Here is a 25,817-nt window from a genome sequence, read left to right on the forward strand (position 1 = left end):
GGCCTCCTTCAGGATGCCGATGATCTGCTCTTCCGAAAACTGCTTCCGCTTCATCTGTCCGTCCCTTTCCGGGGTCGGACTCTAGCTCCAACTGGAGGAAAAAACGGGGGTCACGTCACGGATTGTCCTAGCGCCACTGCTGCCGCCAGGAAGCCGGTCGGTCGCATCATTACCCGGCCCGCCAATCGCCAGCCCTCAGCGCCGAACCAGGCAAGCGGCTGGAGCTATCGCAACTGCGGTGAAGCGCGTCGCGCGGGCGCAGCACCCCTGCGTCGGGGGCAACCGGGATACGGCGCTCACATGGATGGGGACGGAGACGGGATCGCCTGCGAGCCGATCAGAAGATAGATACCTTCTCATGGCAGCTTTCGATGATTCGACCGATCCCGCTCTTGGAGCGGCCTGCAATCGCCTTGCGGCATTTTGCGAAGCCTTGCCGGCCGGCGTGATTGTCGACGACGCCTCCGGGCTGACCGAGAGCGATTTGGCCCTGATCCTTCGGAACCTCCACGCCACCCGGCAGCACGTGCCGCTCGAAGAACTCACGATCGAACAGGCGGCAGCACGGTATGCAACCGCGCCATCCAGCACGCCTACTACCCGGCGATCCCCATGGGCGCGCGATGACGGCTGAAGAGGAACGATGGAGCGAAGCAATCCTGGCGGTCCGCATCCACGGCGCCGCCGCGCCCGTTTGGATCGCAGAGCGGATCGGCGCACTCGCGTTAGCTGGCGATGCAGCAGGGGTCGCGCGGTTCACAGACATGGCAGCGCGGGTAGATGCACTGCGAACGGGAACCCGTCAGTGAAAGCGAGGAAGCATTTGCTGTTTTACGCAGAAGCAACCTTGCTCGGGCTCGTAATTGCCATCCCGCTACTGTCTGGCCTGTTCGGTTTCTTTCGTTAGACGCTATCGACGCCGCGAATGTCCTGCGTGAGGCGCAATGCTGACGTCGCGACGATCCGTTAGGGACCAATCGACCTATTGACGTCACATCAGACAGGTAGTCGACTGTCGCAATTCGGCCGGGGGGCCGAATCATATTTGGGGGCTACATGAAGAAGGCAATCTTGATTGCCGCTGGCGTTATGCTGGTGGCCAATGCGAACGCGCAGACGGCAACGGTTGCGCCAGCTGCGCCGGCGACGGCAGTCGTCGTTGGTGGCGATGCGTCGATCCTGCGCGCCGGTACGTCCGTCGTTCTGCGCACGCTCGATGGGCTTACCACCGAAGGTAAGAAACTGAAGGTAGGCCAGCGCTTCAATCTGGAGGTTGCCGAGCCGGTGCAGGTCAACGGCGTGACCGTCATCCCGGTCGGTGCCCATGCAGTCGGCGAAGTCACCGATGTGCGTAACAAGGGAATGTGGGGCAAGTCGGGACGCATCGGCGCGCGGCTGGTGTATGTTGAAGCCAATGGTCGTCGGCTGGGCATGTCGGGCCAGGTGGACGATAAGGGCGTGACCGGGACGGCCGGGGTCGTGGGTGCAGTAGTATTGGTGCCGATTGCTGGGTTCTTCATGACTGGTACGAGCGCACGCATCCCGGCTGGTTCGAACGTGACTGGCTATCTGGATGAAGACGTACCCGTAGCGTTCACCGGGTCGGCAGCTCCGGCTCCGATGACGGTCCAAACGTCGAGTAAGTGAATGCCGGCGGCTGGCGTAGCGATGCGCCAGCCGCGACGCGACGCGTGCGCCAAGACATCGGCACCCACGACACCATCTAGGTAGCACCTATGGGGAACCCAGCGCGCTTCACCGAACAGGACGTCAAACGGGCAATGAAAGGCGCGAAGGCGGCTGGCTTTACCCGCGTCCGCCTGCACATCGACCCGCTCGGCAACATCGTCATCGATGCTGGTACTGAGCCGATGGAGGATCATAGCTACGTCAGTGCACTTGATTTGCGCATGTTTGGCGGGTCACGATAGGTCAGCAGCCATAGCGAGGCCATTATGCCCCCAGCCGTCCAAGACGACGCGCCGCCGAGCCGTTTGCAACTTCCCGACTGGCCCCGGCTGATGAGCGTGGGTTACGCTGCGGCCTATTTATCAATATCGAACACAACCTTCCGTACGCTTGGGATAGCTGAGCGGCGTATCGGTCGGCGCGTGCTGTACGATCGCAAAGACATTGACCTTTGGGCCGACCGTTTGTCTGAGGACCCGCTAGACGAGAGGCTGCGTTCGGTCGCGGAAGAGGAGCGCCTGTTTTTTGCACGTCGTCAGCAGGCAAGGCAATGAGGCCTGTCGATGGCTGACCGCAATCAGACCAACCGCAAGGGTCGTCGTAAGCTGTGGCGGAACATGCAAACGGCTTACGAGATCAGGGACGCTCGTATCGTAGGGGCCGTCGACGGCGGCGGCGCTCTTGTCGAAACGCGGGACGTCATATTCAAAGAAGGCCGCGTACCACTCATCAAGGGGTCAAATGCCGACCATTCACCAGCTTTGGAATACATGGCGGGGTTCGCCGAGCCGGCGGTTAGCGATGATCCCCAGGCGTCCGCATTCAACACGGCACGGATCGTAATAGCAGGCACCCATGCGATAGGGCGGATCGAGATCCGGGGCCAAGGCTGGATCGGGTACGACGAGTGTGGCTTGCTGGCCGGATGGTTTGAAAATCCACCGGCTATATTGATCGATGCGGAGAACTGCGAGCGGCCTCGAATGGATCCGACTCCCGCGCTGTCGCGCGAGGTGCTTTCGATATTGGACGGCACCGCGCCAGAATATTCAGAGCCGAATCCGTCAGCCGAATACCTCTCTGCGGTACGCGGCATCGAACTGAAACGTCAGTAGGATTGCGATGTCGGACGAACCCAAACTACGATCGCCCCGCTCCATACAGGGCCAGCGCTGGCCCTCATTGATGACCGAGAGAACGGCCGCCGCCTATCTCGACGGATCAGTAGCGCTGCTGGAGAAGCAGGTTTCCAAGGGCATCATGCCCATTCCGATCTTTTACGACGGCAAGCCTATGTGGCAGAAAGAGGCGATCGACCTCGCCTTGGCGCGGCTGGCCGGCGAGGTGGCGCCTGACTGGCGCGACAAGTCGCCGTTGCATCATCCCGAACTTGCCAAACCGAAGCCGAAGCGGCGTTGGTAGGCTGGGTAGCTATGACTGATATAGCCGGAATCCGTGTCCTTTGAAGCGCAAGGCGGCTGGCTGATCGTCATAGATCCGGATACGTCAGGAACCATGACGCGAGATGAAGTGCTTCAATGCTTGCTTACAGGCCTAGGTGGCGGGGTTTCTGGATGCGGCTTCGCAGCCCTCCTGCTCAGCGGCTTCAAGTCTGACGATGTGTTCGCATTCGGCGGCGCGTTAGTTGGAGCGGCTGCCGCTGTTGGCGGCGGTGCGTGGCTAGCAGACCGAACAGCGAAAGCTACGCTACGCAGAGAAACTGGCATCCTGACCGACGAATGCATTCGCCTGCTTGCAGCCGTCGAGCAGAGTATTGCTTTACTGCCCGAGGATCAATCGAAGCCTTGGCCGACGGGATTCAAACCGTCGCTGCACCACCTGAACGACATCGCCATTGAGGTTCCAGCCATCTTCCGGGAGGCAATTGCTAAGTCAATTGCTCTCGATTTTCGTCAGCGCGTGAAGGTCATAAAGGCCGAAGGTGCTGTTCTCGCATTCGCGACGTTCCATCAGGACGCGTTCAGTGATTACGAGCTACCGCCACAGGATGAACGAGACTGGCCATCAACGTTGCAACACCTTCGGGAAAGCCTGACCGAGATGCAGCAGTCGCTGTAGCCTTGGAGCGGCCTTAAGATTCCAAGTCAGTTCGACTTGCTTCAACAGGGTTTACCCTGCGACGACACATTGCATGGAACAGTTCGACCGTTCGAACAGGGTCGGTATCGGGCAAATCGGACCCTCTCGGCGCAGGGTCTAGAGCCTGTTCGAACAGTTCGGCCTAATGGCGGTACGACTTGCTCGCGTAGGATCGGTCGGCTTGATCCTGAACAACGACCCGAACGCCTCGGACGCGCGGGCCATCCCACAAGGCGCGGTGGGCATCGAGCGGGACCCACACGACTAGCGATTGCCCCGGCTCCAATGTCGCCGGCATGTCGGGCGCGATAATCGTTTCGGCTGGTAAACGAACAAGCATCCGGCCCCCGCTATGCCAAGGGCTGATCGAGCCGCGCCAGTATCGCAGGCGGTCGCCGAAGGTCTGCGGCTCCAATAGAAGCTGGATGAACGCCGATTGCAGATAGGCTTTCGTCGCGCCGCGGTTCGATACGTTCACGCGGACGAACTGTCCGACTGGTTCGAAGCCTTGCCCGTTGTAGGCAGGGACTGTCGTAAGGATCAGCTTCGGGTGCGCCGCGCGCCACTGCCGGAACGCAACGATGCTGCTTAGGGCCGCGCCATACAGGCCGATGATCTCCGTTACCTTCACGCGCCGGCCCTCACCCCTTCCGCGTTGGGAACACCGGGCCGCGCATCGTCATGGCGTCCGCATCATAGGGCCGTTGCAGAGCGGTCACCTCGTCGTAGCCGCCGCGCAACCACGCCTCGCAATCCTCTGGCCGCAGTATCGTTATCATGGCCTTGGGGTGGATCGGCGCGACCAGCTCGTTCGGATCGCACGTCACCATCGTAAAGCACGCGCCCTCGGCGGTCTGTTGCCAGAACCCGGCAACGGCGAACGTCGTCTGGTCGGTGACGCTGAACCACATTTCGCCTTTCAGCGCCGGCTTGCCGTCGCCCAAGTCGTGCTTGTCCGGCGTCCATTCGCAAAACTCAGTCAGCGGGATCAGGCAGCGGTTCACCGGGTCCGCCGCCAGCTTGCGCCACTGCGGCAGCTTGAGGTTGCGGACGTTGGTCATTGGCCACGCGGCCTGACCGCCCAGCAAGTCCCACGCCATCACGTCCCAGCCCCGTTCCCCGTCCTGATCGCGGATGACGTAAGCCCGCCCCTTCGGGCGTAACTCTTGCGGATCGAACCGGTTGTCGCGGGGGCGTTCGCCGAACAGTTTGCCGGTCGAGCCGAAGAGGGTTTCCGGTTCCCCGGCGAATCGAGCGCGGTTGCACATGGAGGGCAGGGTAGGCGGCTGGTCGGCGCCGGCCAAGGCTTTGCGTTCGCGGATAACTCCTGCCCAAGGCGGGGGTGCGCGACCTTGACGTTGGTCAACGCGGCGGCGACCATATGGCCATGGATAAGCCCGAGACTTTTAAGGATACGAACCCTGCCGCCACTATCATCGCGGACAATATATTGGCGGCTGACACGGCTTCTTTCGCGCGAATAATTCAGCGGCGGAACGAACTGGGTGACAAAATCCGGTTCGGTGTGATCGCGCTCAATTCTGGTTCGCTGCTCTCGTTGGCGGCGCTGATGGGCGCGAGAGGTGAGGCATCAAACTGGTTGCAATTAGATGCGCCGCACGCGCGCCTTGCCGCCGTCGCGTTTGTTGCTGGGGTTGTCGGCGCAAGCATCGCCCCGTTTTTCGATCATCTAAAGCTTACGCATGAAGCGGCCGACGCCTACGCCCGCATGAGTGCGGCCCGGTCGGTTGCAATTACTCAAGCGGAGATAGTGACAGACCGAAACAAGGTGCTTCGTCAGACGGCAATGGAGCGATACTTGGCGTTACCTCTTGTTGATTTTCAGACTTCAACGAAGGCGATCGCCTGTCAGAACGTCGGTGTAGGTGGCTGGCTTGTTGGCGCTGTGATCGTCGCCGGCCACCTCGTTGGGTTCTTTCGATAGAAGGGGCGACGCCACTGAATGCCGTCGCCCCTCCAATTGCTTGATGATCGAGCCGGGCTGCTATCCATTGGCCTCTAGCGTCACGATCGCGGACGCAATCAGCCGGGCCGGCGTGTCGTCAATGTCGCCGATCTGTTCGGCCAATTCAGCGTTGCTTTGGTGAAGCGCCAGCCGAACGAACCGGTCCCGGTGCAGCCCGACCAGTGCGCGGCGCAGCTTCACCGCTACCCCAGCCTTGGTGCGTGCATCGGTGTTCAGTAGAACGGTATCCGCCACGTCCATGCGGGCGGTGCTGGTGGCCATGTCCTGTGGGCCGTTGCTGGCCCGATAGCTCAAGGTGAGCGCGGCCATGTAATCTCGCCACGCATTGCGCAAGCCAGCGTCGTCGCTGTCGATGTGTCGCAAATCGTCCAGGATGATTGCGCGGCGTTCCGGCGAAATGTCGCCCTCGGCAAACATGGCCTCGAGCTTCAAACCCAGCGCGTGAGAGTTCGGCGCAGGGGTCGCGATCAGGTTGGTAAGCGCGGTCTGATAGTCCAGCGCGTCGCCGCGCTTCTTGGCGTCCTGTGCGAAGCGGAAAGCCTGTAGCGCGCCCTCCCATGCTGCGCTGTCGCTTGTCGGTGGCTTGGGTGTCGGTATGTTGTCGTGTGTCATGGCTGGCCCTCTAACTGGCTGTGATAGGACCGGGCGGGGGCGCAATCCCTGCTCGGTCCACCCGCTGACGCGGCTAGAAGGGCGGCAACGTGTCGCCGCCCCTCAGGTCGTGTCAGCAATCCCCCTGTTCTTCGTCGGCGCTACCCCAATGAACGCGACCGTTCAGCAGGACCGGCGCGCATCCGTCGTCACCCGCGCCGCACTGGTCCTCGTTGTCCGGTTCCGCCTCCGGGTCGCCGTCCATTTCGTCCAGCCGTTCGATCATGCGGGCAACCAGCCGATTGATCGCGGCGCGCGGTAGCTTCGGGATCGTTGCCAGCATGGCGTCGACAGGCAGGACAGCGGCTCGGCCGGGGTAGAGAAGTATGGCGGTCATCGTTGCGTCCTCCGTAGCCGGAGGGGTCGCGAGTGGAGCCGCCCGCGTTGGGTTAGGGGGCGTAGGAACCGTCGCACTGCCCCACGGTCAACGCCTATCGCGAAGGCGATGTAGCGGGTGGACTGGCCGCGATAGTGCCGACGGGCTGCCTCGGTTCGCCATGAGGTGCGGCGCATCATGCCCGCGCCTCCGAAGCGATGAAGTTGCGCACGCGCTCTGAGGTGCGCTCCTGCGGCCTCCTGCCCCGGTACAGTCGAGCGACAAAGCTGGGGTCGCCGGCTACCAGCTCGCCGAAAGCGGACAGCCCCAAGCCGGTGGCGTGGCAGTAGCATTCGATCAACGTCAGTAGGCGGACCGTTGCCGGGGGTCGCGCCGCAACGGGCCGTGGCGATGGTTCAACGACTGGCGCTGGCGCAGCTTCGATACGCTTGATGCAGGCAAGCACTCGAGCGGTCGTTGCCCGCCGTGGCTGGCGCCCGTCGCGCAGGTCACCGATCAACCGCGGATCGTTGACCGCCTCGCGACAGAAGCGGGTTTCCGCCATGCCAGTCTTGGCGAGGTGCTGCGCGATCAGGTGCAGGACCTGTTTCGCGGTCATCGGCGGCGGGGTGGATTCGGACGCCATGTTACCGCCCTCCCTTCGCCATGCGGTCGATAAACGACGCGGTGCGCAGGATGCCGACGACTCGGCCTACCAGCTTCTCGCCCAGCTTCACGGGATCGGCATAGGGGCCGTCGTTCGCGACGAACGCTCCACGCTGCCCGGCGCGGATGCCGCCCACGAACCAGCCGCGGTCCGTCTCGCGCGCCTGTACGATCCGGCAGTGCCGCTTCTCGTAGTCGAATTGGGTGGCCGGGGCGGACACGTACTCGATCAGGAACAGTCCGCCATCGACGGGCATCCAGCGTCCGCGTTCAGCAACGACGACTTCCCCGAACTGGATCAGCGGCGCGTTGTGGTCATCCCCGGCGGCGCAGACGGTTGCCCAGCCCGGTACGCTATCGAACATTTCTAGCGCGATCGGCTGGGGCTGCTTGGCCTCGTGCTGCTCCATGGGCGACAGCAGATTGCGGCCGGCGAACAGGGTCATGAGATTGGTTTTCGGATCGGTCGCCATGTCAGAAGCCCTCCGCATGGAGGCGGCGCGCATCGGCTGCGATGGCGGCGGTCCATTCAGGGTGAAAGGGAATGTCGCGGGACGCGGCCAGCTCGACCTTGATTGCGAGGGCCTTTCCGCTGGGGGCCGGCACGTCTTCAATCAGGCGGGCCATGGCCTCGACCCACACGTCGCAAGCCACGCTCTCTTCGGGCGTACCGACCGGCAACGCCTCGAAACGGGCGCGGGCGTCGGTGTAGTCCGCGTGGGCGTCATCCCATGCGGTGCGGCGCTGGTTCCGCTCTGCGTGTCGCTGTTCGGCCTCGGCGCGGTGCCGGGCGCGGTTCGCGATCTGCCCAGCCGTTGCCTTCGCGGGCGTGCGTCCGATCTGGAACGACAGGTGCAGGCCGAACCATTGCAGGTCGAAGAACCGCACGTCGCCTTCGTTGCCGTGATCCTCGCTAACCGCGTCCAGCCGCTCGACCGTCACCGCGCCCCAGTTGTACCACGGCTCGACAGCCGCCACGGTGCGCTTGATGATGCTGCGCATATCAGCGGGCCTCCCCGTTCTGCCGGGCTTCGATGATCCAGCGGATTGCCTCGGCGCGTTCGGGCTTGCCGACGATCTGCGCCATAACCGACGTGAGGTCGTCGGCGTCGCAGTCCTCAACGACCAACCACAGCTTGCGACCGGACGCGAGCGCGTAGCCTCCACCGATCGCGACGAGGGACGCCAGCCATGCGGGCGCGTCGAAGGTGGGGAGCGCCGAAGCGCCCCCGGTGATTGCAGCGGTGGCCATGGCTCAAGCCTCCCGCGACTGAATGCTGTCGAGGTCGGACATAACCATGTCCTTCAACTCGGCATGGGTCAGCCATTGGTCGAGCGTTTCCAGCTTCTCGCGCATGTCGCTGGGCGTGCGAGCGGGGAAGGTGAGGATTGCTTGCCGCGTACGATCCAGCCGCCCGCAAATCTCCGCCTCCTGCACCTCCACCACGTCCAGGCCGGCGGCCTTATGCGTCCGATCAATTGCGCGCGTCCGGCGCAGGTCGGCAGCGGTGAACGTGCGAGCGCGCCGCAGCTTGTCTTGCCACTGCGGACTTTCGTTCTGGTAGCGGCGGGCAAGGCTGGCAATGCCCCGCGCTTCGGCCCGCGTCCCTTCGCGGGTGGACCACACCCGGGAGCCATCCGCCGCCAGCGTGGCGTCGATCTCGAAATGAGGAATGGCGGCAATCATCGCATCTTGGCGCGCGACTGCCGGGGCGTGAATATCGACGCAGAACCGGTCGTACTCGGCATCTATCGCGACATAGGCGGCGATCAGCCCCGCCAGTTCGGGGCAGGCACCGTGCGATGCGGCCTTAGCCGGGGCGGGTGCCGGACATGCCGACAGGGGCAGCGCGGCCATCCCTAGCAGCATGGCGCGGCGGCTCGGTCCCGATGTGGGACGGGTGTCATTCGAAAAGTTGATTGCGGTATTGTCGGTCGTGGCGCTAGGGCGCGCACCGATGCTATGGGCGTCCATAGTCGTTTCCCTCTCATGCAGGGTTGCGATCAGACCGGGTGCGGGGAGCTTCCACCTTCCCCATCCGGTCGCCTTGGCTTATGCCTAAGACCGATACAGAATATGCCTCTATTGGGTTGTGTCAACGCCCAAACGCATATAAATCATCGGTATGTCGATTACGCCCGAACAGTGCCGGATGGCACGCGCCGCCCTTCGATTGTCTGCTGCGCAGCTTGCGGAGACGGCCAAGGTTGGCGTGATGACGGTTTCCAGTTTTGAGCGCGGCAACGACGCTTACGCCTCCACGATCGACAAGCTGCAGGTTGCGTTGGAGGCGGCTGGGGTTGAGTTCATACCGGACGGTTCGCCTTCGGGCGGCGGTGGCCCCGGCGTGCGCCTGCGCGCCAAGTAGGAACGGGCTGGCGCTTGTCGCCCAGCCGCCATATCGTGCGGGCTATGGATGAGGCCGTTAGCATCGCTCACCCCTTTCTCGTGCTGGCGTGGTTCGGCGCGCTAGGGCTTCTGTTCGCGGGCTTCGCATGGATTGATTTATACAAAAAGATGGTTCGCCTCCGCTCTCGGGGCGGCGGGACCGGTATTGATTTGGACCGGTTGCAAGATGCCGCGTTCTTCACCGGGCTAGGACTTGTCGGTGTTGTGGTCGGGCTTGGGCTGCACTTTTTGCTGTAACGATCAGCCAAAGCTATGGCTGAATTGCTTGGCGCTAAGCGGCCAAGTCTGTTAGACAATTACCAGCGACGGGCGTTAGTGAGCGGCTAACGCGGAAACCCCATCCTAAGCGGACAAGGGCCGGCGATCATCAGCAGATGACGCGAGGCGTTCCATGTCCGGCACTACCCCGAATGACGATCCCGTAGGCGCTGCGATCGTCGCCATGTTCGAGCGAGCGCACAAGCATTCCGAGCGGGTGCAGCGCGGCGAACGCTACGAGCAACAGGCGCTGTCCTTGGCCGCGATGATCGCGGCGGAAACCGACATACCCTACGACGATATTGCGCACGAGCTGGCGAACCTGTCGCCGGTTCTGTGGCCGCTTGTCGACAGTCGCAGTGGTTGCCTCGCTCTCTCCCTTCTCATTCAAGCGGCCTGCGGGTGTGAACCCGTCTGGGTCGCGCCGTCTGTTCACTGAACGCTTGGCCCCGGAGCATCCCGCAATGATTAATTGGAACCTCCTTCAGACGCCTAACGTGGCCGGGCTTTTTCAGGCTGGAATGGACGAAGGGCGGCAACGCCGTGCGGCTGGTGAAACGCAATCCGCGCTTTCCGCTCTGGCGCGTGACCCAAGCAACCCGGAGGCGATGGGCGCGCTGGCGCAGTATGCGCCGGAACTGGCGATGCGGATGCAGGACCGGCAACGGGAAACCCAGCTTGCCGATCACCGCCGCGACGTGATGGGGCGTCTGTTCACGGGGGGAGGTGAGGCGGCCAGCCCGCAAGGTGTCCTCGCGTCGTTCGTGAACACCCCCAAGGAGGGGCCGCTACAGGGCTACGCGCCGGGCGCAAAGCAGCCGCCGCCCCCGAACGAGCCGGGATACACCCAGCCCGCAAGCCTGCTGCCACCAGTTGCCGCGCCGTCTGCCGGTTCTGCCTTGTCGGGTAGCCAGCCGGTAGCTTCGGACGCTCCCTCGCGTCTGGTTGATCCTGCATCGCTGCCGGCACGGACAGACGGAATGCGGCTGGACCCAACGGCGCTGCGTGAATTGTACGCGCTCGACCCGAACACCGCGCTTGAGATTCAGTCGTCGCTCTACAAGTCGGATGCGGAAGGCTTGAAGCGGGTGCAGGCGCAAGGGACGGCGTTGGCAAGCGCCGCGTTCCGGTTGCAGCAGATGCGCAACGCTGACGGTACACCGGACATGGCCGCTCGAACCGCGGAACTGCGGGCGATGGCTCCCATGCTCGCACAGATGGGCGTGCCGGCCGAAAGCCTCCAATCTGTCGACCTCTCCGACAACGGGTTGCAGCGGTACGGCGCGCTGTATCGCAACCTGTCCGACGTGATCCGCGACGACCGTGCCGACCGCCGCCTGACTGCCGACATTGCCGACGACGAGGCGGACAACGAGCGTGCCAACATGGACACCCGCGACCGTATGGCGGATCGCGCCAGGCGTCGCGCGCTGACGGCACGCGGCCAGAACATGACCGATGCTCGGGGGCGGTACAGCATTGGTGTCACCTCGGCCGATCGCCAGCGCGGGCAGGACATTGCCTCAACCGACCGCCGCCGGGGGCAGGACATTACCGACCGCCGCGTTCGCGAGACTGGCGGGCGTCGTGGTGGCGCTGCCGGCGGCATCCCGACCGTCTCGTCTGTCGCTGAGGCGCGCAAGCTGCCGTCCGGCACCGTGTTTCGTACCCCCGATGGCAAGATGAAGGTGCGCCCGTAATGGCACAGGACGAATGGGCAGAGTTCGAGGACGCGCCCCCCTCGCTGGTGCGCAAGAAGCTCTCGGTTAAGCGTCCGGCGGCGGCTGGGGGCAAGCCCACGGGCGAGGCATACGACGGCGACACGGTGCGGCTGGATACCGGGGCGAACGCCCGTCTGCTGGGGTACGATGCGTTCGAGCGTCGGCAGACGGCGCGCGACGCGTCGGGGGCCGTGGTTCCGATCGGCGAACAGTCGCGCTCCGCGCTGCTTGACTATCTGCCGGGCGCGTCCTTCGCGCCGAACGGCACGCAAAGCTATGGCCGCCCTGTCGGCGTGCTGAGCCAGTACGGGCTGGACCCGGCAACGACGCTGCTCCGGCAGGGTATGGGACTGGCAGCCCCGGAGTACCTGGCTAACGATCCGACGCGCCGCACGGACTATCTGGAGGCCGAACGGCTGGCCCGCCTGAACCGGCTGGGCGTCCACGGTGACAGCTACGTCACGCCACAGGCATTCCGGCGCGGCACGACCGAAGCGCCCCCAGCCGAACGCCCGAAGGATGGGCCATGGGCGCAGGCTGAGTGGAGCGACAAGGGCGGGGCGGCGGCGGTGTTCGCCGATGATCCTACGCCGTTCCAAGGGCTGCGACAGGACATTGCAGACGGCTATATCGCGCTGACGAACGACCCGAACAGCACGGTTGACCAGATTGTCGATTATGGCGTTGCCAACGGCTTCACCGTCGATCGCAAGGAAGCGGAGAAGTTCGTGCGGATGCGGGCCGCCGGCCACACGCCAACGGGCAAGATCACATACAAGCGCGCGCCCCGCGTGCTGACTGATCCGGGCGACGGGGCATTCGGCGCGACCATGCGCGGCGTCGGTGATCCGCTCAACTTCCTGGACGAGCTGGGCGCAACGGTGGATTCGCTCGGCGGCACGGGCGGGCGTGAAAACATCCTGAACAGCGATCGTCGGTGGGCGGACATTTACGCCAACAACCTCGATCAGAACCGCTCCATCCTCGCGAACGATGACGCGGCGCATCCCTATGCCCGTTTCGGCGGGCAGCTTGTCAGCGGCCTTGCGATCCCCGGCGCGTCGATCGAAGGCGTTGGGCTGAACGCGGCACGGGCGACGCTAAAGACGGGCGGCACCCGCATGGCGGCGGTTGCGGCTGCGGAAAGCGCCGTGCGCCGTCGGCTGGCGGTGGCCGGGGCTGCGGAGGCTGGCGCGGCTGGCGCTGGCGCGGGAGAGGGTGGGTTGGTCGATCGGGCCACCAACGCCGCGATTTACGCGCCTGTCGGGGCGGCGCTGGGTTATGGCACCGCTGGGCTTGCGCAACGCCTGACAGGGCTTGTTGGCGGTCGTGGGGGCCGCGCTGCTGCGGTTACTGGTTCCGACGCTGCGCCGGCCGTGGCGCGCGAGGTTGACGAGGTTCAGGCGCCTGCCGTGCCTGCCGCTGCCGATGCCGGTTCCGTTCCGGCTGTCGCCGCTACGACGATCGATAGCGCCGCGCTGCGTGCTGCTGCTGATACCGGCGCGGGCGTCGACATGGGGCGGGCGGGCGACATTCTGCGCCAGTCAGCGGACGATGCCTTGGCCCGTGGCGACGACGTGGTTTTGCACGTTGAAGGCAAGCCGATCCGCATTACCGCGCCGGGGCTGGTTGACGATACCGGGCGGCGTTGGGGAGCGATGCCGATCCTGTCGCCGACTAAGGGCGACAACGCCCGGCTAGAGATTGTCCCGAATGGTCGTGCTGCTGGCGCTTCGGATGCTGTGCCCCCGGTTCCTGCCGCTGCCCCAGCGGTTAGCCGCGCTGCTGACGATGCGGGAGCATGGGACGAGTTCGAGGACGCGCCAGCGGATGCCGTCGCGGCCATGGCGAACGACACCCCGCGCCCGACGCTCGACGGGCCGCGCGTGCCCGATCGCATCGACCTGCGCCAGCCGCGCCAGCTTCTTGCCGACGCGCCCAATGGAGAGCGCATCGCCGCTGCGCAACAGATGCGTTCCAGCGACGTAAGCCCTTTGCCGGCGAACGCTGTCCGCGATCTGGACGAGGCGGCGGGTATCGAAGCCGGGCGCTACCAGACGGTTCGCGCGCCCAATGAGGCAACGACGCTCGAGCGTCGCAATCTGCCGTCGCCGAACGATGGAACGCGGACGATCCCGAAGCGCGGGCCGGTCGATCTGGTGACGTGGCTACGCACGCAAGGCGGTGTTCGTGAGGACGGCGGCGAACTGGCCTATGCCGGCATCACCAACGCGCCTCGCAACGGGATGGACTTTGCCGGCGGCGAACAGCGGTTCGGCAAGCTGGTGGCCAATGATGGCCTGCCGCTCGACATGGCGGCGCAACGCGCATGGGAAGCGGGCTATTTCCCCGACCATGCCGAGCCGCCCACGCCAGCGGAGTTTATGGACTCGCTGACGGCCACGCATCGCGGCTGGAACCGAACCTTTCACCCCGACGACTTCGCGGAAGTGGACGCCTTCGAAGCGGCACGGGCGCAACGTCTCGACGTGGAGGCGGCACAGGCAGAGGGAGCGCCGCTGACGCTCGATCGCGGCCAGCCGGTCGGCCCCGACGATCTGGACGCCAACGCCCCGCCGGTTCGTGCCTATGAGGAATGGGGCGAGAACGCGCCAGACCTCGCCGGCAACATTCGGCTCGACAAGCTGGACAGCCCGCAGGCGATCAAGCGGGCGTTGGTTCGCACGGAACAGGTCACGGGCGGCTTTGACGCTGCGAAGCGTGGCCGCATCACCCAGGCCGAAACTAAGGCGCTGGCAGAGGATCTAGGCATGACTGCCGACGATCTGTTGCAGCGTCGCAAGGGCGAGGCGTTCAACGCCGAACAGGCGCTTGCCGCCCGCCAGCTTCTCGCCCGTTCGGCTTCCGATCTGGTCAACATGGCGAAGCGGATTGCCCGCACTAATAGCCCGGGCGACGAGTTGGAAGCGGCGTTCCGCGAGGCGTGGTTGCGCCATGCCGCTATTCAGGAACAGGTCGCGGGCATGACGGCGGAAGCCGGCCGACTGCTGCAACAGTTCCGCATGACGGCCGACAGCCGGGATGCGACGCAAGCACTTTCTTCGCTCGGCGACATTGTGGGGGGAACGACCCGGATAAAGGACGTGGCCTCTCGAATTGTTGACCTCGAGCAAAGCGGCACGACGCCCGCCGGCATCAACCAGTTCGCGTTGAAGGCGCTTTCGAACAAGTGGAAGGACCGGGCCGTTGAGTTCTATATCAACAGCCTGTTGAGCGGCCCCCAGACGCACGCCGTCAACATCCTGTCGAACACGCTTACCTCCATGGCGCAAATCCCCGAACACCTCGCGGCGGCGGTTGTCGGGGCGGTACGGCGGTCGATCCCCAGCCAGCGCGAAACGGAACGGGTTCTGTTTTCGGAGGCTGGTTCGCGTGCAGTCGGAATGGTGACGGGCGCGCGTGAAGGCATCCGGGCTGCGGCTCGTTCGTTCCTGACCGGTGAATCGTCTGACGCGATCACCAAGATTGAAACGCAGCAAATGGCAGCAATTCCCGGCCCGCTGGGTTCGGTGATTCGCACGCCAACCCGGCTGCTGACTGCGGAGGACGAGTTTTTCAAGGCGGTTGCCCGGCGCATGGAGTTGGGCGGGCTGGCGATCCGGCAAGCGAAGCGTGAAGGCTTGAAGGGGCAGGCGGCCAAGGATCGCGCGGCCGACCTTATGCTAAACCCGACAGAGCCGATGTTGGCCCGCATGTTCGACTATGCCCGCTATGTCACGTTCCAGACGCCGCTAGAGCATGGCAGCATGGCAGCCGGACTGTCACAGGCCAGCCAAGGACGGCCCCAATTGAAGCTGCTGTTCCCGTTCGTCCGTACCCCGGTGAACCTGCTTAAGTTCGCCGCCGAACGGTCGCCGGCCGCCCCGCTTATGAAGTCGTGGCGCAAGGAGATTGTAGCAGGTGGCGCGCGTCGTGACCTGGCTATCGCGCGGATGCTGGTCGGAACCGGGTTCGGCGCTGCGATGTACGAGATGGCGGCGGATGGCCACATTACGGGGGGCGGGCCAGCCGATGACAAGGCCCGGCGGCTGATGCTGGCAAACGGCTGGCAGCCGTACAGCTTCAAGATCGGCGACCGGTACTATAGCTATTCGCGTCTCGACCCGTTCGCTACGACGATCGGCACCGTTGCCGATATGGTCGATATTGGTTCGCACATGACGGACAAGCAGCGCGAACAGAGCGCCACGCTTATCGGCGTTTCGATCATGAGCAACCTGTCGAACAAGACGTGGCTATCGGGCATCAGTTCTGCGCTAGAGGCAATGAGCGACCCTAGCAGGTATCTGCAAGGGTTCCTGTCGCGGACTGCCGGGGCCATTGCAGTCCCCAGCATCGTTGCTCAGTTGGCGCGCACGACCGATCCTGTTTTGCGTGAAGCTCGCGCGCCGCTCGACCGCATCCGGTCGCGTATCCCCAGCATGTCGGACGATCTGTTCCCGCGCCGCGACGTGTTCGGCAAGCCGGTTGCCGCGCAGGAGGCTATCGGCCCTGACCTGGTATCGCCGCTGTTCGCCGGCACCGATCGCAACGACCGGACGATTGAGGCGCTGCTGTCCGCGAACATCAACGTAACGGCACCGCAACGGACGTACCGGGCGGGCGGCAAGCGGGTGGAGTGGACGCCGGAGCAGTACGACCGGTTGCAGGTTTTCGCCGGCCAGATTGCAAAGCCCCAACTCGACGCGCTCACCGGCTCGGCGGTCTGGAAGCAACTGACGGAAGATCAGCGCGACGACGAGGTTGCGAAGATCATGAAGGACGCGCGGGCCGATGCGAAGGCGGCGGTGCTGTCCGGTGCCAAGCCGGACGAGGCAAGCGGGCAGGGCGCGCCGGCTGGTGCCGATCCGTGGGCTGAGTTCCAAGACGCTCGATAAGGAGCGGGTCGCAAGCTGCGCCCGCAACGCCGGCTACACGTCAGTCAGCGTGCCGGTCCCTCGGGGGGCTGATGCAGGCGATCGTGGAGGCAATGTTTGTTTCGTAGCTTTCTGCCCACCCGCGCCAAAAGGACGCCACAAGAAAAAATCCCTCAGATGGAGCCGAGGCGATTCGATAATGGGACGAGTAGAGTCCCAGCGATGACGTTGGCGATTGAACCCCCGGGGCGCGACACATACAGTCAGTGATGACGGGAAACGCCGGAACTACCTTCAGCCTGATCGCTTCGTCCGTGACGGCAACTTGCAGGACGGTTGCCCAAAGGATGGTGACCTATCCGCCTGCTGGTGGAACGAAGGCCGGGGCCCGTCACCTCGCCGAGAAGTCGTACCCATAAAACTCGAAGATTGCTTGCTCGTTGACGGGAATCGTTCCTTGATGCGGCAGCGGCAGAAGTGTCAGCCCGAAATTCGCGTGTATTCTGCTCATACCCTCTTTCGCCATTCGGTCGTTTAAAAGGCGAGCAGGTGATAACTCGTGGGTAGGCAAAGCTGAGTTGGCCGCTTGAAAGAATGCGCTCGCCACAATGTCTGCCAATTGCAACCCTGCGACATTCGCATGAGGCCTCACCACACAGAGTTCTGGCACGAGAACGTCAGGAACGATGCGGCGAGCGTTGAGGATGAGGGTGCCAGCTCGCGCCTGATAGTCGAGCTTTTTTAGGTAATTGACCAAGTCGGCGTAACGATGGCCCCCTCGCTCCGAAAAGACAGTTTGGATCGCTGGGCTAACGCCGTCGATTTTTGCGCGACGAGCGCACCACGCCGTCACGCGTTCCAAGATGAACCGAAGGCACCAGTTGTAATACTGGTCGGGGGTCATGCGACCTAACGCAGCTGACCTATGGCCGCGCATGTTCGCTTTGTGCGAAGCTAGCGCGAAAAGCCGGACCTCCTTCGAGGCAAGTTTACGTGCGACACGGCGCTTATTAGCTAGCGACAGGTTGCGGTAGTGTAGATCCGGTTTTTGGCGGGATCGGGTGATGTTTCGCATCTCCTCGATCCATTCGCGGACCTCTGGTTCGCGATGCGCGGCAACGACAACTGCCCCTAACGTAAACCATTCGGTCCACGCCGGTGCGTTAGCCGATTGCTTTATCCCGGGGTCGCCTGCTTCGTCGATGAATACGACATATCCCGGAGTCGGTAGTTCCATCCGACGGTTCTAGCGCTTGCCGATACCAAGTGCCAAACGCTGACTTCTATTCTACTGCTGAGCGCGGACCATACCCGCGCGGATCGCTCTATCGCAGGCGTCCTTTCGCGAGCAGCGGTCAATGCGGCGCAATCGTTGGCCTGCCAACCTAATGAGGGGAGTAACCAGTGCGTCGCTGCGTCGCGCACGTTGTTGGTTCCCGGTCTTATCGCCATCAGCGATCGCTGATGGCGGCGTGGTTCTCGGGGCGCGGGATTGGGTAGGTCTGGGTCGGCTGGCCGCGTTCAACTCCGATGGCGGTTGCCATGCTCATCTAGCGGTAGTCTTCGTTCCGCCCTTCGGCGGTCGGTGCCCTACCGATGACCGAAACACGTTTTCATGCGCCGCTGAGACATTGGCCCAATGCTCGCTCATCCAAACGGGATACGTGCACACACCTTACGCAAGCTACGCTTGCCATTTTTGGCGGTTTTCCGCCAGTTTTTGGACCGTCGGGGCGTGATCCCAAGCGAGTTGTTTTTGATCCCATCCGATGCTCTGGCTTCAAGTATTTGTATAAACAGCATTTTTCGTAACTCGGACGGGATCGGCCCGAGTGCCTTTTTCTGTGTTCAATCGCATGTAGAACGTGGCGATCAGCGGCGCTTGACGATCAGTTGCATCGATCGCGGCTTGCGTTCTGCCGTATCCAGCGACACGATCCCGTCGTCTAGAGTCCGATCAGCTTTGGGTCGTCCCTGCTAGGACGCTTCCTAATGGCTAATACATCAGTGCCTGTTTCTGGCACGCGTTCTGTTGCCCCTCTCACCATCTCGGTGAACGACGCTTTAGCCATGCTCGGCATAGGGCGGACCCGCTTCTACGAACTGGTGGCGGCCGGTGAGATCCAAACGATCAAGCTTGGCCGACGTCGTCTCGTGCAGGTGGCGTCGCTGCAGCGTCTCGCATCCGAAGGGTACGAGCCGCCGCCGCGATACGTGAAGCCGGAGCAGCTCATAATGAACATGTGAGCGGGCGGCGTCCTTCGGCTGGAACGGGTCGGACTATCCCTGATCCTCGTAGGCCAACTGGAGGACGCCCCAGTGCGCGCCGTTGACGTTGATCGAAGCGATCACCTGTTTGAGCAGAACGACGCCGCCGTCTGCCAAAGGGCGGCGATAGGCCTTCAAGCAGAACGGTTTCGTGATCTTCACTTGCTGGGCGGTGTCCAGAAAATGGAAGAACAGGCCGGCGCGAGAATGTTCTTCGTTCCATGCTCGCTGACCAGGACGTTGGGGGAGGGAGCGCTCCGGCATAGCGACCGCCCCGAAGCAGCGGCGATCGGTGAAGCTCATGCCGAAGAAGCCGCGAAATTTCCGCGCAGCTTCCTGATGTGGACGCGCCAGCGTCGTAATTAGCGCCATGGCAGGGTGAGTAAAGAGCGGCGGGTCTGAGCCTTCGACGGGGCTGTAAGTGTCGCTTAGAAGGACGGCTTCGCTCAGCGCGCCGCTCAAGACGACTTGGCCTAAGCCTTGGGACATCCGCGCGGCCGCTTCGACGGCGAAGTCGATGTAAGGGCGATCCGGCATATCTGCCCCGCTGTCGGCAAGCATTTGTAGCAGGTCGTTCGTATCGTCACTGACCGAAGTGACGCGCTGGGACAGGCGCTGTAGCCCCGTAGCGTTGTCCGTCGAGGTTTCCGCTAACCGGTTAAGCCCGATCCGAGCCTCGTCGACGGCTGATGCCATCGAAGCGACCTTATCGCTCACAGTCACGCTGTTGTGCTGCAGCCCGTCCATGAGAAGGCGAATTTCGGCTACGCGGGCCTTAACGTCCTGCGTTCCATCGTGGGTTGAGCGAGCTTTCGCGACGCCTAAATCAACGCGTGCCAGCATGGCTGCCGCCTGGGAGGTTAGGGCGTCGATTGATGCACTGATCCGCGAGGTTGCCGTTGCTGTTTCTCGCGCCAGCTTCTTCACTTCGCTCGCCACCACGGCGAAGCCCCGTCCGGCATCGCCCGCCCGGGCTGCTTCGATAGTGGCGTTGAGTGCGAGGAGATTTGTCTGTCCGGCAATGTCGTCGATAGTGGCGCTCACCTTGCCGACGTCCTCTAGCGCTGCCGTAAAAGCGCCGAGGCTTTCGTGGATCAGGCTGACTTGCCCAATCAGATCAAGCACGTCGCCCATCGCAGTGTCGATTTGAAGCTGCGAGTTTGCCAGCAGGCTATTCGCCCCGGTCGTTGCGTTCAGTGATTCTTGCGCGACGCCTGACACATTGTTCGCGTCCACGACGAGGATATTCGTTTGCGCCCCGAGATCGTCGATCGTGCTGGCTTGTGCTGTGACACGGGTGGCCAATTCCGATATGTCGGCCTGCAAGTCCAGCGTTCTGATACCCAGCTCACCTGATCGGCGGGCGGCTTCGGCGATCGTTCGATCGAGTTCCACGTTGGCTCCCTTCGAATACGACGATAAGGAATCATGCTTAAGGAAGCGCTACCGGATCAACTATCCGAGTAGCGGTAGCGCCGCCGGGCTTGAAAAGCATTCTGTGGCGAACCTCGTTCGTCAGCCGTTAGCGATGCATGACGGAAAGCCTTTCCCCCGATCCCTACATCCTGATCATGACCGGCGCCGGTTTGCTGATTGCCTTGGTCGCGTGGCTACCGTTGGCCCTGAAGCGGTTGCCGCTGTCTCTGCCGATCGTGTGCATCGGTATCGGAGCCGCGGTCTTTCTGCTCCCGCAGGTGAAGCTCCGTCCGTTGCCGTATCTGTATCCTGACATAACCGAGCGGTTCGCCGAGTTCGTCGTCATCATCGCGTTGATGGGGGCGGGCCTCAAGATCGATCGTGTGTTCGGTTGGCGTCGATGGACGATCACTTGGCGCCTTTTGGCGATCACGATGCCGCTCGGCATCCTCGCGATCACCGGGCTGGGCGTGGCGGCACTGGGCCTGCCGCTCGCTGTGTCGCTGTTGCTGGCTGCGAGCTTAGCGCCAACGGATCCGGTGCTGGCGTCGGACGTGCAGGTCGGGCCGCCTAAGACCGGCGATGAGGACGAGGTGCGCTTCGGACTGACATCAGAGGCGGGGCTGAACGACGGCGCCGCATTCCCGTTCGTCCATCTCGCCATCTTACTCGCAATGGCCTTGCCGGCAGGGAAGCCATGGTTGGCCGAATGGCTGACCTATCGCGTCTTTTGGGAGATCGTTGGTGGGATTGTCGGCGGTTGGCTGGTCGGGCGGGTGTTTGGTTGGCTCACCTTTCACATCCCCGCCGAAACGAAGCTCGCCCGAACCGGAGACGGCTTGATCGCACTGGCTGCCACGTTCGTTTCCTATGGCGTGACCGAGATCGTCCACGTCTACGGCTTCCTTGCCGTGTTCGTCACGGCGCTTACCTTCCGAAGCGCACACCGCGACCACAAATTTCAGGACGAGATGCACGCGATCACCGAGCAGATCGAGCGCCTCGCGATGATGGTGCTGCTGATCCTGTTCGGTGGCGCGTTGGTGAGTGGTTTGCTGACGCCGATTGCCTGGACGGATGGTTTGGTGGCGCTGGTGATCCTGCTGATCGTGCGGCCGCTAACCGGTTGGATTGGACTTCTCGGATGGTCAGGCGACCGGGGCGAGAAGCTCACGTTATCCTTCTTCGGTATCCGCGGCGTCGGTTCGATCTACTACCTGGCGTACGGGATCAACCACATGCCTGTCGGTGACGCCGCTCATCTGTGGGCCATCGTCGGGCTGATCGTGCTGTTCTCGGTCCTGCTTCACGGTCTGACGGTTACACCGATTATGCGGTCGCTGGACGAACGTCGCGGGGTAGATCCTAATGCGAAGGGTGTTCCGCCGCCTGGCTTACAAGGACCGGCAAGCTGATTCGAACGGTCGCGGTCCTTCGCCCTTGTTCGGCTTAATTCGAGCGAGAATGAGGGAACGAACGGCTGAAGAGCTCCGCTGGCCCATCGGGTATCACGCTGTTATCGCGCGAAATTATCCGGAACCGCTGGTGCCCCGTGCAGGAATCGAACCCGCGTCTCTTCGTTACAAAGGAAGCCGTTTACCATTAACGTAACGGGGCACACCGCTGGCCACTTACCAAGCGGTGTGGCGTAACACAATCTCAGACGACGCCGAAGGTCCAGCCTTCGGTCCGCGCGACCTGCGGTGAAAGTTCGGGAGGCGACCAGAGCGCTGGATCGTGCGCAACCTGGCGAAGCCACGCGGCGGTCAGCAAAGCGTCGGTCGCATGATCGTCATAGCGCGGCGATGGCCGGTGCGGCGGACTGCCCAGTACCGCCAACGCCGTGTCGAGCTGATCGGCGTCGCGCAACTTGCTCCGCCCGGCGCGGACCCCGGCCGCCCGCGCGGCGATCGTCGTGTAGATTTCGACGATGACCGGCCCCGCTGCCGGCAGCGGATCGAACGGCCAGACCGGTATCCTGCCGTCCAGCCGGTGCAGCACCCGCATCCCCGTCAGGCTCGACTTGCCGACCTGCGCCGCGCCGACCAGATTGAAGCAGCTGGTGGGGGAGAATCCCGCCGCGCGCTGCCGTTCCTCACACAGCCGCAGCCGGCCGCGCCCCTGCCCGAACCGGTCGCCGCAGGCGCGGTGCCGACGGAAATGGCGCGACAATTCGGCATCGTCGACTACCGACGTCGCCGCCAGATGCGGATCGTCCGCCGCCATCGCGTCGACCATCGCCCACAGCGCGCGGGCATCGTCAGGCGACCGCGCCCAGCCCGGAAAATAGCTGCTCGCATCGACGAAGGGCAGGGCCGGCGAAAGGTCCAGCCCGATCAGCATGTCCGCTTGTTCGTCTGCCAGCAGGGTCAGCCAGTCGAGTATCGTGTCCCGCGACCAGCCGCCGTCCCGGGCAACGAGCGCCGGTCCGCCGTCACCCGCTTCGGCCACCGCCAGCCCCCGCGGTCGCGCCACCGCCTGTCCCGACCAGTCGATCGCGGCGAACCGGGTGAAATGCCGCATCAGGGCCGCTCGCCCCGGTCGCGGCGCTGGCGGACCGTCGCCCGGTCCCACCATGCCCGTTCCAGCAGTAACGCGATCCGATTGCCGGCATCGGTGCCGTAGCGGACGAGGATCGCCGGCCAGTCGCGATAATGGTCGGTCTGCCAGAAGGTTGCCGGATCAGTTTCGAGCAGCACTTCCTTCTCGGCCAACGACACATGCAGCACGAAGCTGCCCGGATCGGGTGCGGTGGTGCCGGCCAGCGTCCCCTTGCGAAAGCGCAGCGCGGGCTGCCCATAGCTGCTGCCGAGTTCGACGCCGGGCAGCGCAAGCCCCGCGACGACCGCCGCCCAGTCCCTCACGACGTCTGTCGCCGTTCGTCCCACCATGCCATCCGCTCGGCAATGCGCTGTTCGAACCCGCGCCCGGTCGGTTCGTAAAAGCGCGCCGGTGTCATCTCCTCGGGCCAGTAGTTCGCGCCCGAAAACCCGTCCTGATGATCGTGGTCATAGGCGTAGCCCTTGCCATAGCCGATGTCCTTCATCAGCCGGGTCGGGGCGTTCAGGATCGATGGCGGCGGCATCAGCGATCCCGTCTCCCGCGCGGATTTGAACGCCGCCTTTTGCGCCTTGTACGCCGCGTTCGATTTGGGCGCGGTGGCGAGGTACAGGCACGCCTGCACGATCGCCAGCTCGCCCTCCGGACTGCCGAGAAAGTCGTATGCGTCCTTGGCGGCGAGGCACTGCACCAGCGCCTGCGGATCTGCGAGGCCGATATCCTCGCTGGCGAAGCGGGTCAGCCGGCGCAGGACGTAGAGCGGTTCCTCGCCCGCCGTCAGCATCCGCGCCATATAATAGAGCGCGGCCTGCGGGTCCGATCCGCGCAGCGACTTATGCAGCGCGGAGATCAGGTTGTAATGCCCCTCCCGATCCTTGTCATAGACCGCGACGCGCCGTTGCAGCAGCGCCGACAGCCCGGCGGGGTCGAGCAGTTCGGGCAGTCGAATCGAAAACAACGTCTCCGCCTGGTTCAGCAGGAAGCGGCCATCGCCATCGGCACTGGCGACCAGCGCCGCGCGCGCCGCATCCGTCAGGGGCAGGGGGCGTTCCTCCAGCGCCTCGCCCCGCGCCAGCAGTTCGTTCAGCGCATCGGCACCCAACCGGTGCAGGATCAGCACCTGCGACCGGCTGAGCAACGCGGCGTTGAGTTCGAACGACGGGTTCTCGGTCGTCGCGCCGACCAAAGTAACCGTGCCGTCCTCGACATAGGGCAGGAAACCGTCCTGCTGCGCGCGGTTGAACCGGTGGATTTCGTCCACGAACAATAACGTCTTGCGGCCCAGCCGGCCATGCTCGCGCGCCTCGGCGAAGACCTTCTTGAGGTCGGCGACGCCCGAGAAAACCGCCGAAATCTGGGCATAGCGCAGCCCCACCGCATCGGCGAGCAGCCGGGCGATGGTCGTCTTGCCGGTGCCGGGCGGCCCCCACAGGATCATCGACGACAATTTCCCCGCCGCGACCATCCGCCCGATCGCGCCATCCGGGCCGGTCAGGTGATCCTGACCCACGACGTCGGAAAGGGTGGCCGGGCGCAGGCGATCGGCCAGCGGCCCGTCGACGGGCGCTTGCGGAACGGGCGGGGCAAAGTCGGCGAACAGGTCGGACATGGGCCGAATATAGGGCTTGCGAAAAAACCGCCAAACACCTCTTGCATCGTCTACTCCAAGATATATCGTCCTTTCTAAGATATATCGGAGAATGAAAATGCGATTTGGAATGGGATATGCGTCATGGACCGGTGGTCCGGGTCCGAGTGGTCGTGGCCGGCACGGTGGTGGGCCACGCGGCCGGGTGCTGGGCGGTGACGAACTGAAGCTGGTGCTGCTGGCCTTGATCGCGGAGGCACCGCGCCACGGCTACGACCTGATCCGTGCGGTCGAGGGGCGCACCGGCGGCGCCTATGCGCCCAGCCCCGGCGTAGTCTATCCGACGCTGACGCTGCTGACCGACATGGGGCTGATCGAGGAGCAGGCGAGCGAAGGCGCGCGCAAGCTGTTCGCCGCTACCGAGGCGGGCACCGCGCAACTGGCGCAGGATGCGGAGCAGGTGAGCGACCTGTTCGCGCGGCTGACGGCACTGGGCGAACACCGTGCCCGGACCGATGCCGGGCCGATCCATCGCGCCCGCGCCAATCTGCGCGCCGCGCTCCACCACCGGCTGGCCGGGCCGGACGTGGACACCGACACCCTCCACGCCATCGCCGCCATCCTCGATGAAGCGGCGCAAAAGGTGGAACGTCTATGAGCGATTTCACGACCCGCGCGGCGGTGCCGACCGCTCATGCCAGCCGCTATCTCCAGCAGTTGTGCAAGCACTGGCAGCATAACCTGACGGTCGAGTTCGACGCCGATCATGGCACCGTCGTCTTCCCCCGCGACGCCCGTGGTGCCAGCCATCCCGGCGACGCTCTGGTGACGTTCGATGCGGCCGCCGAGATGCTCGACATACGGATCGACGCGACGTCGGAAGAACAGCTCGACGGGCTGAAGGGCGCGGTGGCACGGCATCTCGACCGCTTCGCGTTTCGCGAGGCGCCATTGCCCTTCGACTGGCAATGATCCGTGCATGGGTGTCGTGCGTTGGAGCGGTATGACCGAGACGATCGACACCCTGCGTGCACAGATGGAGGCCGCCGCCGCCGCGATGGATTTCGAAACCGCGTCGCGACTGCGCGACCGTATCAACCTGCTCCGCGGCGGGGCCGATGCGGATGCGGCGAAGATAGCCGACACGGCCGGACTGACGCGCCAGCAACCCGGCGCGATGGGGCTGGGCACCAGCCGACAGCGTGTCGAGCCGCCGGCCGGCTGGACCCCGCCCAAGAAGCCGGACCTGATGGTGACGCGCAAGCGCTGAGCGTGTCGAAGCGGCGTATTGAAGGAACGGGGCATGTGCTT

33 protein-coding genes and 1 tRNA gene are annotated in these 25,817 nt (G+C 64.0%); 19 read left to right on the forward strand and 15 right to left on the reverse strand.

What is annotated here, in order from left to right:
- Positions 1 to 168 precede the first annotated feature (168 nt).
- The 8 genes from ASE83_RS19020 to ASE83_RS05375 all read left to right on the forward strand — a co-directional run bounded on the left by ASE83_RS19020 (position 169) and on the right by ASE83_RS05375 (position 3,768).
- Complete coding sequence (locus tag ASE83_RS19020; protein ID WP_268794963.1) at positions 169 to 348, forward strand: excalibur calcium-binding domain-containing protein; 180 nt, start codon at positions 169 to 171, stop codon at positions 346 to 348.
- Between the two features lie 10 nt (positions 349 to 358).
- Complete coding sequence (locus tag ASE83_RS05345) at positions 359 to 634, forward strand: hypothetical protein (protein WP_055784979.1); 276 nt, start codon at positions 359 to 361, stop codon at positions 632 to 634.
- Complete coding sequence (locus tag ASE83_RS19095) at positions 624 to 809, forward strand: DUF6961 family protein (protein ID WP_443024308.1); 186 nt, start codon at positions 624 to 626, stop codon at positions 807 to 809. Before ASE83_RS05345 ends, ASE83_RS19095 begins: the two co-directional genes overlap by 11 nt.
- 247 nt (positions 810 to 1,056) lie before the next feature.
- Positions 1,057 to 1,647 carry a hypothetical protein gene (locus ASE83_RS05350; protein WP_156352737.1) on the forward strand — a complete coding sequence of 197 codons (591 nt, stop codon included), beginning with the start codon at positions 1,057 to 1,059 and terminating at the stop codon, positions 1,645 to 1,647.
- An 89-nt stretch (positions 1,648 to 1,736) separates the two neighbouring features.
- Positions 1,737 to 1,931, forward strand: a complete 195-nt coding sequence (locus ASE83_RS05355) for a hypothetical protein (RefSeq protein WP_055784984.1) — start codon at positions 1,737 to 1,739, stop codon at positions 1,929 to 1,931.
- Between the two features lie 321 nt (positions 1,932 to 2,252).
- Positions 2,253 to 2,804, forward strand: coding sequence for a hypothetical protein (locus tag ASE83_RS05365; protein WP_055784989.1), 552 nt, complete (start codon positions 2,253 to 2,255; stop codon positions 2,802 to 2,804).
- A gap of 70 nt (positions 2,805 to 2,874) precedes the next feature.
- Positions 2,875 to 3,111, forward strand: a complete 237-nt coding sequence (locus ASE83_RS05370) for a hypothetical protein (RefSeq protein ID WP_156352741.1) — start codon at positions 2,875 to 2,877, stop codon at positions 3,109 to 3,111.
- Between the two features lie 33 nt (positions 3,112 to 3,144).
- On the forward strand, positions 3,145 to 3,768 hold the full coding sequence (locus ASE83_RS05375) for a hypothetical protein (protein ID WP_156352744.1): 624 nt from the start codon (positions 3,145 to 3,147) through the stop codon (positions 3,766 to 3,768).
- 163 nt (positions 3,769 to 3,931) lie between these two features.
- Here ASE83_RS05375 and ASE83_RS05380 read toward each other — a convergent pair whose 3' ends face one another.
- Positions 3,932 to 4,420: a hypothetical protein gene (locus ASE83_RS05380; RefSeq protein WP_055784994.1), complete on the reverse strand. Its 489-nt coding sequence runs from the start codon at positions 4,418 to 4,420 to the stop codon at positions 3,932 to 3,934.
- 10 nt (positions 4,421 to 4,430) lie between these two features.
- Positions 4,431 to 5,057 carry an SOS response-associated peptidase family protein gene (locus tag ASE83_RS05385; protein ID WP_055784997.1) on the reverse strand — a complete coding sequence of 209 codons (627 nt, stop codon included), beginning with the start codon at positions 5,055 to 5,057 and terminating at the stop codon, positions 4,431 to 4,433.
- A gap of 119 nt (positions 5,058 to 5,176) precedes the next feature.
- Between ASE83_RS05385 and ASE83_RS05390 the strand changes: the two genes are divergently transcribed.
- The gene (locus ASE83_RS05390) at positions 5,177 to 5,734 is read left to right on the forward strand and encodes a hypothetical protein (protein WP_156352748.1); all 558 of its coding nucleotides are present in this window, start codon (positions 5,177 to 5,179) and stop codon (positions 5,732 to 5,734) included.
- Between the two features lie 60 nt (positions 5,735 to 5,794).
- Here ASE83_RS05390 and ASE83_RS05395 read toward each other — a convergent pair whose 3' ends face one another.
- The 7 genes from ASE83_RS05395 to ASE83_RS05425 all read right to left on the reverse strand — a co-directional run bounded on the left by ASE83_RS05395 (position 5,795) and on the right by ASE83_RS05425 (position 9,279).
- Positions 5,795 to 6,388, reverse strand: coding sequence for a hypothetical protein (locus tag ASE83_RS05395; RefSeq protein ID WP_055785003.1), 594 nt, complete (start codon positions 6,386 to 6,388; stop codon positions 5,795 to 5,797).
- 112 nt (positions 6,389 to 6,500) lie between these two features.
- Positions 6,501 to 6,764 carry a hypothetical protein gene (locus tag ASE83_RS05400; protein WP_156352751.1) on the reverse strand — a complete coding sequence of 88 codons (264 nt, stop codon included), beginning with the start codon at positions 6,762 to 6,764 and terminating at the stop codon, positions 6,501 to 6,503.
- A 175-nt stretch (positions 6,765 to 6,939) separates the two neighbouring features.
- Positions 6,940 to 7,389, reverse strand: coding sequence for a hypothetical protein (locus ASE83_RS05405; protein WP_055785009.1), 450 nt, complete (start codon positions 7,387 to 7,389; stop codon positions 6,940 to 6,942).
- A gap of 1 nt (position 7,390) precedes the next feature.
- A complete protein-coding gene (locus ASE83_RS05410) occupies positions 7,391 to 7,882 on the reverse strand; it encodes a hypothetical protein (protein ID WP_055785012.1) in 492 nt (163 codons plus the stop codon).
- 1 nt (position 7,883) lies between these two features.
- Complete coding sequence (locus ASE83_RS05415) at positions 7,884 to 8,411, reverse strand: hypothetical protein (protein ID WP_055785015.1); 528 nt, start codon at positions 8,409 to 8,411, stop codon at positions 7,884 to 7,886.
- A 1-nt stretch (position 8,412) separates the two neighbouring features.
- Entirely contained in the window at positions 8,413 to 8,661 is a 249-nt protein-coding gene (locus tag ASE83_RS05420; RefSeq protein WP_055785017.1) for a hypothetical protein, read from the reverse strand.
- Positions 8,662 to 8,664: 3 nt separating this feature from the next.
- A complete protein-coding gene (locus ASE83_RS05425) occupies positions 8,665 to 9,279 on the reverse strand; it encodes a hypothetical protein (RefSeq protein ID WP_055785019.1) in 615 nt (204 codons plus the stop codon).
- A gap of 256 nt (positions 9,280 to 9,535) precedes the next feature.
- Between ASE83_RS05425 and ASE83_RS05430 the strand changes: the two genes are divergently transcribed.
- The 5 genes from ASE83_RS05430 to ASE83_RS05450 all read left to right on the forward strand — a co-directional run bounded on the left by ASE83_RS05430 (position 9,536) and on the right by ASE83_RS05450 (position 16,696).
- On the forward strand, positions 9,536 to 9,778 hold the full coding sequence (locus ASE83_RS05430; RefSeq protein WP_055785021.1) for a hypothetical protein: 243 nt from the start codon (positions 9,536 to 9,538) through the stop codon (positions 9,776 to 9,778).
- A gap of 44 nt (positions 9,779 to 9,822) precedes the next feature.
- Positions 9,823 to 10,056: a hypothetical protein gene (locus tag ASE83_RS05435; protein ID WP_055785025.1), complete on the forward strand. Its 234-nt coding sequence runs from the start codon at positions 9,823 to 9,825 to the stop codon at positions 10,054 to 10,056.
- A 154-nt stretch (positions 10,057 to 10,210) separates the two neighbouring features.
- Positions 10,211 to 10,516, forward strand: coding sequence for a hypothetical protein (locus tag ASE83_RS05440; RefSeq protein WP_055785028.1), 306 nt, complete (start codon positions 10,211 to 10,213; stop codon positions 10,514 to 10,516).
- 25 nt (positions 10,517 to 10,541) lie between these two features.
- The gene (locus ASE83_RS05445; RefSeq protein ID WP_156352754.1) at positions 10,542 to 11,777 is read left to right on the forward strand and encodes a hypothetical protein; all 1,236 of its coding nucleotides are present in this window, start codon (positions 10,542 to 10,544) and stop codon (positions 11,775 to 11,777) included.
- The gene (locus ASE83_RS05450; RefSeq protein WP_055785033.1) at positions 11,777 to 16,696 is read left to right on the forward strand and encodes a hypothetical protein; all 4,920 of its coding nucleotides are present in this window, start codon (positions 11,777 to 11,779) and stop codon (positions 16,694 to 16,696) included. The genes ASE83_RS05445 and ASE83_RS05450 overlap by 1 nt, the downstream gene beginning before the upstream one ends.
- 370 nt (positions 16,697 to 17,066) lie before the next feature.
- Here ASE83_RS05450 and ASE83_RS18070 read toward each other — a convergent pair whose 3' ends face one another.
- A complete protein-coding gene (locus tag ASE83_RS18070; RefSeq protein ID WP_082443132.1) occupies positions 17,067 to 17,912 on the reverse strand; it encodes a DUF3800 domain-containing protein in 846 nt (281 codons plus the stop codon).
- 755 nt (positions 17,913 to 18,667) lie between these two features.
- On the opposite strand from ASE83_RS18070, the gene ASE83_RS05460 reads away from it, so the two are divergent.
- Positions 18,668 to 18,922: a helix-turn-helix domain-containing protein gene (locus ASE83_RS05460; protein WP_082443133.1), complete on the forward strand. Its 255-nt coding sequence runs from the start codon at positions 18,668 to 18,670 to the stop codon at positions 18,920 to 18,922.
- A gap of 33 nt (positions 18,923 to 18,955) precedes the next feature.
- Here the strand turns inward: ASE83_RS05460 and ASE83_RS05465 are convergent, their stop codons facing one another.
- Positions 18,956 to 20,338 (reverse strand): methyl-accepting chemotaxis protein, encoded by a 1,383-nt coding sequence (locus ASE83_RS05465; protein WP_082443134.1) that lies wholly within the window; start codon positions 20,336 to 20,338, stop codon positions 18,956 to 18,958.
- A 137-nt stretch (positions 20,339 to 20,475) separates the two neighbouring features.
- Between ASE83_RS05465 and ASE83_RS05470 the strand changes: the two genes are divergently transcribed.
- The gene (locus ASE83_RS05470; RefSeq protein ID WP_055785036.1) at positions 20,476 to 21,774 is read left to right on the forward strand and encodes a cation:proton antiporter; all 1,299 of its coding nucleotides are present in this window, start codon (positions 20,476 to 20,478) and stop codon (positions 21,772 to 21,774) included.
- Positions 21,775 to 21,902: 128 nt separating this feature from the next.
- Here ASE83_RS05470 and ASE83_RS05475 read toward each other — a convergent pair.
- The 4 genes from ASE83_RS05475 to ASE83_RS05490 all read right to left on the reverse strand — a co-directional run bounded on the left by ASE83_RS05475 (position 21,903) and on the right by ASE83_RS05490 (position 24,527).
- Positions 21,903 to 21,976 (reverse strand) — tRNA-Thr (locus tag ASE83_RS05475).
- A gap of 42 nt (positions 21,977 to 22,018) precedes the next feature.
- Positions 22,019 to 22,882 (reverse strand): hypothetical protein, encoded by an 864-nt coding sequence (locus ASE83_RS05480; RefSeq protein ID WP_055785290.1) that lies wholly within the window; start codon positions 22,880 to 22,882, stop codon positions 22,019 to 22,021.
- On the reverse strand, positions 22,882 to 23,223 hold the full coding sequence (locus tag ASE83_RS05485; protein ID WP_055785039.1) for a hypothetical protein: 342 nt from the start codon (positions 23,221 to 23,223) through the stop codon (positions 22,882 to 22,884). The genes ASE83_RS05480 and ASE83_RS05485 overlap by 1 nt, the downstream gene beginning before the upstream one ends.
- Positions 23,220 to 24,527, reverse strand: a complete 1,308-nt coding sequence (locus ASE83_RS05490) for a replication-associated recombination protein A (RefSeq protein ID WP_055785042.1) — start codon at positions 24,525 to 24,527, stop codon at positions 23,220 to 23,222. The genes ASE83_RS05485 and ASE83_RS05490 overlap by 4 nt, the downstream gene beginning before the upstream one ends.
- A gap of 97 nt (positions 24,528 to 24,624) precedes the next feature.
- On the opposite strand from ASE83_RS05490, the gene ASE83_RS05495 reads away from it, so the two are divergent.
- Genes ASE83_RS05495 through ASE83_RS05505 form a run of 3 tightly spaced genes read left to right on the forward strand, consistent with a single transcriptional unit; the run spans position 24,625 to position 25,776 of the window.
- On the forward strand, positions 24,625 to 25,164 hold the full coding sequence (locus ASE83_RS05495; RefSeq protein ID WP_055785293.1) for a PadR family transcriptional regulator: 540 nt from the start codon (positions 24,625 to 24,627) through the stop codon (positions 25,162 to 25,164).
- Positions 25,161 to 25,478, forward strand: a complete 318-nt coding sequence (locus ASE83_RS05500) for a DUF2218 domain-containing protein (RefSeq protein ID WP_055785045.1) — start codon at positions 25,161 to 25,163, stop codon at positions 25,476 to 25,478. Before ASE83_RS05495 ends, ASE83_RS05500 begins: the two co-directional genes overlap by 4 nt.
- Positions 25,479 to 25,509: 31 nt before the next feature.
- Entirely contained in the window at positions 25,510 to 25,776 is a 267-nt protein-coding gene (locus ASE83_RS05505; RefSeq protein ID WP_055785048.1) for a UvrB/UvrC motif-containing protein, read from the forward strand.
- The last annotated feature ends 41 nt before the right edge of the window (positions 25,777 to 25,817 follow it).

The sequence above is a fragment of the Sphingomonas sp. Leaf32 genome, from assembly GCF_001421765.1.
Lineage (GTDB): Bacteria > Pseudomonadota > Alphaproteobacteria > Sphingomonadales > Sphingomonadaceae > Sphingomonas.